The organism is Bartonella sp. AP65SXKL (assembly GCF_042195725.1).
Taxonomy (GTDB): Bacteria; Pseudomonadota; Alphaproteobacteria; order Rhizobiales; family Rhizobiaceae; genus Bartonella.
The window spans coordinates 1-10,253 of sequence record NZ_JBHIOW010000023.1 but is presented as its reverse complement, the minus strand read 5'-3'; the positions used below and the strand labels follow the sequence as shown (position 1 = coordinate 10,253).

Here is a 10,253-nt window from a genome sequence, read left to right as displayed (position 1 = left end):
AAAGCTTTAATGCGATAAAGGTTTATAATATTTCGAGTAAGAGCATGTTTGATTTTTTTGATTTCACTGGTTAATTCATATTTTTTGCACATAGAGATACCCTCACAATTTAATGTGATAAACATTTGCTAAAATTTGAAATGGAAAATTGGATTGGAAAGCAGGCGCCCCCACAACGCCCATGCTTTATTTAAGCAGCGTTATTTTCAATAATCTTTACAACGGTATCGTTTTCATAAACCTCACAATTTATGGGAACCCAATATAAATCACTATCTCTTTTTAATCTTGCATTGCCATATACATTACCTCTAATCACGAAATAACCAGAGATTTTCGCATTACCATAAACAGAGCCATAAACATCAGTATGACAGCCCACGCTAGCATTCCCATAAACCTTGCCATAAATTTTAGCAGCGCCACTAACAACAGCATGATCATAAACTACCGCCTTGCTATGAATACGAGCATTTCCTGATAATTTTGCATTGCCATAAACCCGCGCCTGATGATAAACCCAAGCATTATAAGAAAGATGCGCATTGTCATAAACATGAGCATTTGCATAAACGCGGGCACGGTCACATACATGGGCATTGCCATAAACACTACCCATTATAATAGCGTTATTAAAAACCTTGGCATTTTCATAAATATGGGCAGGATTTAAAACAAGAGCATTATCGTAAACCCAGCAATTGCCATCATGAGAGAGGTTACTTTCATTTTCAATAAAACCACCCAAGGCACCAGCCTTAACATCGTCAAAATCCCTTAATGCTTGGATGCGATAAAGAGTTTGATTATTAAATACACGTGTCTCATTTGTGAGTGCAAACTTTTTTTGCATAGCACAATTCCTTTATAAAAAGATTTGAATTTTAGAATGAAATGTTTAAAGGGGGGCGCCCCCGCCGCGCCCGCGCGTCATTTACACAGTTGTAAAAACAATATCACCAGTGATAACAGATTCTTTATAATTGCCACCAATTTTGGTATCACCACCAATCTCAGTATAGCCAATTACCTTGGCATTGCCATAGACATGAGCATCACCATGGACCTTGCCATAAATTTTTGCATTGTCATAAATGCGAGCATCATCATAAACCTCGGCATTATCAGAAATTAAAGCATTATTGGAAACCCAAGCGCCACCATAAACCTTGCCATAAACCTTGGCATTGTCATAAACGCAGCCCCTATCATAAACATGGGCATAACCAGTCACTATAGCATTCCCATAAACCTTGGCTTCTCTATTGACCATAGCAGCGCCACAAACATGGGCATTATCGCAAACCCTAGCATTATCAAAAACTATAGCATTTTCATAAACATGGGCATTATCATAAACCTGAGAGGTTCCTAAAACACGCGCTTTATCATAAACCTCAGCATTGCCATAAATTCGAGTTTTATCAAGAAATTTGCCATAAATAGTGTCATAAATTTTTGCATTTCCATACACTTTAGCATGTCCAAAAATATCACCATAAATCAATGCGTTCTCATAGACTTGCGCATTGCCATAAACCTCAGCTCTAATATGCACGCTAGCATTGCCATAGACCCTTGCATTTTCATAAATTTTTGCAGATCCAGTAATTTTTGCATTATCCGAAACATGGGCATTATCGTAAATACGAGCATCACCATAAACCATGGCATTGCCACCGACCCAACAATCACCATTATGAGCTAAATTTGCAACCTTATGTATAAAGCCGCCTAAATCACCAGCTTTTATATTAGCAAAATCCCTTAAAGCCCGAATGCGATAAAGAGTATAATCACCAACCTCTATTGTCTCACCTGTAAATTCGTATTTTTTTGCAGGCTCTTGTTGATTAGCAAGCGCGGTTTCATTTGCAATATTAGAGATAACGGGGATGTTTTTTACTGTATTTTTCATAATTAAAACCTTGTCGTAATTAAATTTTCTATTAACAGCCTATAGAGGGCATCGGGTGCTAGAAAACACGGCGACAAGTCCGCTGCTTACACTTTTCTCATAAAGAGTATTGTATGGTGTAAACACACCCGACAAAATCCTCATATACTAACAAAAGTATAAAAGATAGCCAATTTTTAAAAGCGTTGGAAAGATTGTTTCGTAATCTATCCGCTTGTCGTTTCAAAGTGTTTTCTAATCACTTGAATATTCATATAACAAAATACGTATTTATTGTCAAACAATATTTTATCTTTTTTGATATTTTTTTGTATTTTTTAAATACGTTGTGTATTGATAATATCTTATGCCTATTAGTTGCTTCTTTTATATTTATATGCTTTTAAAGCTATATTATTAGCTTTCTTAAAAGATTGCGTTATTTTCTGAATCTATACATTTATAATATTTAGAAACGCTCTCATGATGCGTATTTTAAACTTTATAACCTATCAATTTTGTTACTAAATGAATTTTAAATTTTTTGTGAATTTTGTTTATAAGGGGCTTTAATTTAAACGACCTTAATAGCACCGCGCTCTTATAACAAATGCTTTCATTTGCATTTTTGCTTTCTCTATAGCTGTTATGTTCTTTATAGCCATGGCATCATTTTTCATTTTCATAAGAGAAACGATAAATAGGATAATTGTGATTTATTGTCTGTTATGAAAATATCTCAATAGAAACTGATCATTATAGAGATTAGCAAAATCCCTTTTAATAGACTTTTGTCAGTTGTGTCAGTTCTTTTTAGACCCTATACTATTTTTTTAAAATGATAAAAAATTAAAAGCATTATATTTCAATATGTTAGTCTTTTTAAGATACAACTTATATAGATAACACAACCTTAAATACAATTAATAATATATATTTGTCAGTTATCTGTCAGTAAATTGAACTGACAAAAGTGATTATTTTAGTGTGTCATTAAAACGTGTCTTATGAAAAGCGTATGAAAGTAAAAACTGATTACGTTATTAAAATCCCTTTTATGAATTTAATCAGTTCTTTTGAATAGATAACCTTATGATTTAGAGAATGATTACAACGTGCTTTATAAAAATCATGTGATCCTTTAAAGCTTTTCAAAAGATATCTTGTAACTCATAAGAGATGCTATCAAGATCTTTATAGTTATGAGTTTTGGGGGTGCTTTTTGTACGTATTATTTTATTTTTTTAATCCAAAATAAAAATCATTATATTTCAATATGTTAATGTTTTAAATAAACAACCTATATTAAATACAATCCGTAAATACAATCTATAATATACATTTAAAGGGGTTTTGTAGGGGTTTTGGGGGTTTTAAGAACCTACAAAACCTATAAGTAAAATGAATATACATAACTCTCTTTAAACAAAGCTTTTGAAAAGGATAAAGCTATCATTTTAGATTACGGTATAACCTCTTAAAGGCAATGTAAAAAAATCTAATTCTATTTAAGAGTGGATTTCTTAAAAGTTTTAAAGCAATCCAAATAAGAGTATCTAAAAGTGCAAGTTTCTTCTTTTTAGAATAACGCATGATAAATTATCCTTTTAAAGATTGTATGTAAGCAATGTATAAAGGGGGTATAGGAACCTATAGCTATAAGACCTTATACCCCTTGTGAGGTTAATATGCCTATCATGTGAGCATGCTTTATAAGTTATTTGGTTTCTCTTATTTCTAATTTTGGTAAGTTCTTAACAATTTTCATTGTTTCTAAACTTACAGTGATAACCCTTTGAAATAACTCTAATGGATAGGCAGGGTTGCCAATGGTTTCAACAGCATAGTGATTGGCATCATTAACAATACCACTCTTTTTATCTGTCTTAACGCATTGACGCCCCATAACCGATTCAAGAGAGATATCTGTTATTGTGATATTGCTGTTATAAATAACAGTTGATTTATTCTTTTCCTTACTATTCCCAGCAAATTTCATTTCAGTCACATAATAGAATTTTTCGGGATTAGAGATTTCTGTCTGTTTTGGATTACCCTTTTTAAAGATCACGGGATAAGGCTCTACATCTTCATAATTCACGTGCAAATGACCGAGTTCACGCCCTGCTGTCACAAATTTCCAAAAATCATCAGCCGTTTTTACGCAAGGGATACGAGGCAATTCTTTGCATAAATTATCAGCATAACGGGTGCGATAATCTTCTGAATGCAAAAAACCGTAAACATAATAAAACAGATCATCTTTAGTGTTTTTTCATTAGGATAAGCGGCTTTTAAATATGCTAATCCTTCATCAGTTATAGCATTACGCATTTTCTTTTTTTCTTATTTTAGTAAATAAGCGATTGTCATGCTATTTTTTTTATCAAGCGACAATCAATGGATAGTTTTTTGTTGTCTCTAATATGTAACAGTTCCAATAAATTTGGTATATTCTATGAATAAGAGGCTTTACTTGAAGCTCAAAATTATATTACATGCAACACCTTAAAATTAAGAAGCATATTAGAGTGTATGATTGTCATTTAACAGTGTCATTGTAAAATCTTCAAAAGCGGGGGAAATGATATGGTTTGCACAACACATAAAGCAGGTGTATACAGTACAGTCTATGCTTTTTTCTCAGATGTTATAAGTATTACTCTCATCAAAAAATTAAAAAATTGTTACGCGGTTGGCGATTTTTTCTGTGACGCTGATGATGGGGATCATTTTGTTGCTCATTTTGAGGGCACAATGAATGCATAGATTTTTTTTTACTTTTGTTTTTGCGGCTATTTTGTGCCTTTTCTCGTTGCCGAGTTTTGCCCAAAATATTCGTGAGAAAGCGATTAATCAATCAGAGAGCATCCAACGACAACAAACACAACAACAGCGTTTTCAACGATTGCACCGTAGAAACGAAACACATGGGATATTTTTGCCAGACGATGATACCACATCTGCCTATGGTGCTTCATCTGGTACAACCTGTTTGCTGATCAAAAGCATTGAATTTGTTGGTGCTCAGTTGATTTCTCATACCGACCTTCATGAAGCCATTTCTCTTTGGGAAGGACGGTGTTTGGGGATTGCCGAAATCAATAAAGTGCTCAAAGCGGTGACCAAGCTTTATATGAAGCGCGGCTATATTGCGGTGCGGGCTTATTTGCCTGAGCAAGATTTAAGCGGCGGTCATCTCAAGATTGTTGTTGTTGAAGGTGTGATGGAAGATATCACTCTGGATGGGCATAAAGTTGAGAGGAGACTTCAAGGAGAAATCACCACGGCTTTTCCAAATCTTATTGGGAAGCCGACCAATCTGCGCCAGATAGAGCAAGGGCTTGATCAAATCAATCGGCTTTTCTCACGCCAAGCCACCATTAATCTTGGTGCGGGGAGCAATTCGGGTGGTTCGATACTCGATGTTCATATTGAAAAACAGAAACCTTGGCTTATTACGCTTTCCAGCGATAATCTTGGTGCTAAAGCAACAGGAATTTATCAAACGCGCTTGAGCCTTTCTTTTGATGATCTGTTGGGGATCAATGATCAATGGTCGTTTAGCTATCAGCGCTCTATGGATGGTAGTCCGTATCATTTTTCTCACAAGCGCCCCAATAGTGATACTCTAACGGGATCATTTTCTCTACCCTATGGCACTTGGACAACAGGTTTTGATGGGACGTGGAGCCAATATCATTCGAGTGTTAAGGGAATATTTTCCGATATTATGACTGCGGGCAAGTCTTTATCGCTGACACCGTGGATTTCACGGGTTATCGACCGTGATCAAGAGGGAAAGACCTGGGTTACAGGACGGTTGACATGGAAATATTCTGATAATTTTATTATGGGCAGTCGGGTTGATGTTTCCAGCCGTAAACTAGCTATTGCAACCTTTGAGCTTGATCACTCGCGCAAGTGGCTTGGAGGAGAATTAAGCGCGCATATAGGGTTTCATAAAGGGTTGGCAATTCTTGGCGCTTATGACGATAAAGAGCAAGAGAATGCAACAAAAAATTCACCCAAAGGGCAATTTTCCAAATTGTCTTTTTCCCTAGGCTACGTGCGTCCTTTTTCGCTCAAACAATATAACTTTCGCTATAACACGCTGTTTTCAGGACAATTATCACCCGACACATTGTTTAGTTCAGAGCAAATATCGCTTGGTGGTAGTTCCTCTGTGCGTGGGGTGCGTGAGGCGATTTATTACGGCAATAATGGGGCGTTTTGGCGCAATGAATTGTCGCTGTTGTTGCCAGGTTTTTCTTCGAGAATGGGGCGTAAATTTATGAGCCAATTTGCCCCTTATATGGCGCTTGATCTGGGGGCCGTGGCCAATAATGTAAACAAAAACAGTTTTGGCGGGAGCCTCGTTGGGGCAACTCTTGGTTTCCATGCAACCGGAGACATTACGGATATTGATGTGTCTTATTCGAATATTTTAACCCAATCGACAGTGCGAGAAAAGGGAAATGCGACAGGGTTATTTCAAGTGCGGGCATTATTGAGATTTTAGAGCAAAGGGGCGGTAAAAAATATCGCTGCGCTGTTTATACCCATATGGGTTGTTTTTTTAAAGAGATAAAGAATTTTATGAGGAGCTGAAGATGCGGGGATTGAAAAATCAAAAGCATAGATTGGGATATGGATACAAGCTATGGCAGCGCGTTCTTTGTGTTTTGCAGCGAGGGATCCATAAGGGGCTTTCACTTGTTTTAAGCTTTTGCTTAGCTTTTCAGCCTTTGTTATTGCAAGCACAAGCGCTTGGAGCGCGAAGTCCTGTTGCACAAGAGAGCCAAGGGATAAAAGCAGCTGATGGGGTTGGCTCTGTTTTCCGCCCCACGGTGGGGAAAGCCGGCAATGATGTGCCGCTGATTGATATTGTTCGCCCCAATGGACAAGGTCTTTCTCATAACAAATATGACAGTTTCAATGTTGATACCCATGGCGTGATTTTGAACAATTCGACTGAGGAGGTTTCGCGTTCACAGCTTGGGGGATTGGTGCCAGGCAACGGCAATTTGCGTTATAGCGGTGCAGCAAAGGTTATCCTTAATGAAGTGGTGAGTGCCAATCGCTCGCGTCTTGAAGGCGTGAGCGAAGTACACGGGCATATGGCGGATGTTATTATCGCCAATCCCAATGGGATTACCTGTAACGGTTGTGGCTTTATTAATACACCACGGGTGACTTTATCGACTGGACAACCGATTATTGGAGCCGATGGCGCTTTGAGTGGATTGCGTGTTGAGGGTGGAGATATCACCATAGGCGCTCGTGGGGCTGATGGGAGTGCATTAGATATTTTTGATCTTGTTTCGCGCAAGATCAGTGTCGGGGGTCCCATACAGGTCAAAGGAGATTTGGCTGTTATCGCGGGGCGCAATCATTTTGATTATAACAAACGCGAAGCAACTTCTCTTGGTTCTGATGGCAAAGAGCCGGAATTGGCGATTGATTCCAGTGAGTTTGGTGGAATGTATGCGGGGCAGATCCGCGTGATTGCCAATGATAAAGGCGCCGGCGTTAAGATGCGCGGAGACATGGTTGCCAATGCAGGCGCCATGAGATTGACAAGTGATGGCAAGCTGGTGATTGCTAAAGCACGCGCCAAAGGAGCGGTGAAGGCTCACTCCCACCACGATAGTGTGCACGTGAAAGATCTGCTTTTTTCAGAAGAAGCGGTTGAGCTGAAGGCTTTGAAACATGTTGAACTGGCTGAGCAAGCTCGCGTTGCAGCGAGCGGTACTGTTGATGTGGGCGCCGATCTGATCAAGCTCCAGTCTCATGCTCTTCTAGCAAGCGGTATTGGGAGTGATGGTCAACAGTCAGCGACGGGTTCTTTGCATTTACAGGCAGCAAAGCTTGAGGCGGGGAATGGGCGGATAGCCGCCGGTGATCTCTTAGAGATCCAAGCAGCAACAATTGATCTGAGCCGCATGCAAGACAATGATCAAACAGGGGTTTCTTCCCTTGGCGATCTGACCATTAAAACCAATCAAATCACCGCTTTAAACAACCATATTGGTGCCAAGGGGAATATTGTCTTGAGCGCCGATGATGGGCTCACTGTAGGCGCTGGACATTATAGCGCCGGCGGCTCTCTTTTGGTGGAAGCAGCAGAGCTTACATCACGTGCGCGCTTAGTGGCAGAGCAAAAAGTTGACCTTTATGCGCATCACGGTGCCCTGATCCAAAAAGGCACTGTCTGGTCCAATGGGAAGATAACGCTGGATGCCCATGGTGCCCTCAATCACACGGGTGATATTGTCAGTATGCAGCAGGTTGCCTTGACAGCGGGTAGCATGCTCACAACCTCTCAAGAGAGCACGATTTTAAGTTATGATGTGGTTTTGAGTGCTGATGCTTTAACCCAAGCAGGGACTGTGGAAGCTCAAGAGGGAGCATTAACCCTTCAAGTGCGTGATGGGGTTATCAATAGCGGCACAATGCGCGGTGAGAGTGTCGATGCTCATATTGGTGCATTTACCAATCAAGGGACATTTATTGCAACCGATGATTTGCATTTGATGGTAAGCGCACAAGAAGGCGCCGATCCGCAACAAGCCTTTCTGAAGAATACATCCGAAGGTGTCCTTCAAAGTGGTGGTGTTTTTGTTGTGACCGCAGGGCAATTAGACAATGCCGGTGCGCTTGGCTCTAGTGGTGAGAATGTTGCGCTCAATGTGGCAGGAAATGTCAGCAATAGTGGGCTGATTTACGCCAAAAAATCTATGGATCTATTCAGTGATGGTAATCTGACCAACACACAGGGCAGAATGATTGCAGAAGAGGCTCTCACCATTGGTGGGCTGAAAGAGACACGTGCTGGTCATATAAACAATGAGGCTGGTCTTCTCAGTGCTTTAGCCGGTGAGATGAAGATTGTTGCAACGTCTTTTGTCAATAAAAGCGCTGAAACGACAAATTCAGAGCAACAAAACGCTACACATGATGAAGGTGCGCATGTTTTAGCGCGGGATGGTTTGCGCATTGATGTGGGCAGTTTTGAGAATGTTGATGGTCTTATTTCTACGCAAGGGGCAGTCAATATTGTTGCTGATAGTGTGATCCAAGCAGGGCACATAGAGATTGAGCGTGGTGACCTTCAACTGACCAGCCACGGTGATTTAAGCAATAGTGGCACAATAGAAAGCAATGATATCATTGTTTTGCGTGCGCAAACAAATCTCAGCCAAACGGGGCGCATTGTTTCACAAAAGCGGATAGAGCTTTCCAGTGATGGCATATTGACAATGGGCGAGTCAAGTGAGGTTGGTGCCTATGATGTAACGCTGAAGGCAGGCACACTCACCCAAGCTGGGCTTGTGGAAGCGCAAGGCGGGGTACTTACTCTCAACAGCCATGATGTTTTAAGCAATTCCGGTATCATGGTGGGCGGTGTTGTTGATGCGAAGCTTGGGTCTTTAGCCAATTCAGGTCAGCTTTTAGCCAGTGACAGCTTTACGCTTATAGCAAAAAGTCATGATCCGTCATTGGGGCAAGTTGCTCTGGTTTTAAATGGTGAAGACGGTGTTCTCAAAAGTGGTGGCGCTTTTGTTTTAACCGCAGATGTTTTGGACAATGCCGGCAGTATTGGCTCAAGTGGTGATGGGGTTGCGCTCAATGTGAGCGCTGATCTGAGTAATAGTGGGCTGATTTATGCCAAGAAATCTGCCATTTTCTCCTTGGATGGGGATTTTATTAATAAGTTTGCCGATGTCATTGCTGAAGACAATCTCATCATCCGTGGCTTAAGTGGAGAGCGGGCTGGTCATGTGATCAACAGCTCGGGTCTTTTAGAAGCCGTGTCAGGCGATATGACCTTCGATGTCTCAGCGCTTACCAACATGCGTGAAGGTGGAGTTGAAGTTAGCGATAAAGTGGTGAATCGCAATGTCTATGAAACATCACATACTGAAACAGATGGGTGGTTTTTTGTTGATACAACTACCACAACTACCAGAGTTACAACGACGGTTAGTCAGCAGCAGCCTCATTTTACCAATAATGCTGCCCAGATTTTAGCAGGGCGTCATCTCACGGTTCATGCCGGCGATATCCGCAATAGTTATAGTTTAATTGCTGCCAATGGCAACATTGTGATGCATGGCGATACGCTGCTCAATGAGGGGCGTGATTTAACCGAAACAACCAAGATTGAGACGACAACACGCATTGAGACTACATCTGGTGATATTTTGGGTGCAGGGGTGGCTCAAATAGGAGATACAGACACATCGGAATATGTTGATGATCCTGTAATAATCACGCGCACTTATGATGCTGTTTACGGCACGATTGAAGCTGGTGGCACGCTTGATGCCAAGTTGACAGGCTATATTGACAA

General features: G+C 40.3%; 5 protein-coding genes and 1 pseudogene. 3 read left to right on the top strand and 3 right to left on the bottom strand.

All coding sequences use genetic code 11. The features are described from left to right. Window positions 1-190: 190 nt before the first annotated feature. The 3 genes and pseudogenes from ACFIMP_RS08875 to ACFIMP_RS08865 all read right to left on the bottom strand — a co-directional run. Complete coding sequence (locus tag ACFIMP_RS08875; protein WP_375672204.1) at window positions 191-853, bottom strand: hypothetical protein; 663 nt, start codon at window positions 851-853, stop codon at window positions 191-193. Window positions 854-934: 81 nt separating this feature from the next. Further along, window positions 935-1,918: a hypothetical protein gene (locus ACFIMP_RS08870; RefSeq protein ID WP_375672203.1), complete on the bottom strand. Its 984-nt coding sequence runs from the start codon at window positions 1,916-1,918 to the stop codon at window positions 935-937. 1,696 nt (window positions 1,919-3,614) lie between these two features. Continuing rightward, window positions 3,615-4,228, bottom strand: a pseudogene (locus tag ACFIMP_RS08865) (type ISP restriction/modification enzyme); the annotation flags it as partial. Between the two features lie 258 nt (window positions 4,229-4,486). Here ACFIMP_RS08865 and ACFIMP_RS08860 point away from each other — a divergent pair. The 3 genes from ACFIMP_RS08860 to ACFIMP_RS08850 all read left to right on the top strand — a co-directional run. Beyond that, a complete protein-coding gene (locus tag ACFIMP_RS08860) occupies window positions 4,487-4,666 on the top strand; it encodes a hypothetical protein (protein ID WP_375681521.1) in 180 nt (59 codons plus the stop codon). Next, window positions 4,659-6,419 (top strand): ShlB/FhaC/HecB family hemolysin secretion/activation protein, encoded by a 1,761-nt coding sequence (locus ACFIMP_RS08855; RefSeq protein WP_375686281.1) that lies wholly within the window; start codon window positions 4,659-4,661, stop codon window positions 6,417-6,419. The genes ACFIMP_RS08860 and ACFIMP_RS08855 overlap by 8 nt, the downstream gene beginning before the upstream one ends. Window positions 6,420-6,510: 91 nt before the next feature. Then, a partial coding sequence (locus tag ACFIMP_RS08850; protein WP_375686280.1) for a filamentous hemagglutinin N-terminal domain-containing protein occupies window positions 6,511-10,253 on the top strand: 3,743 nt, incomplete at its 3' end.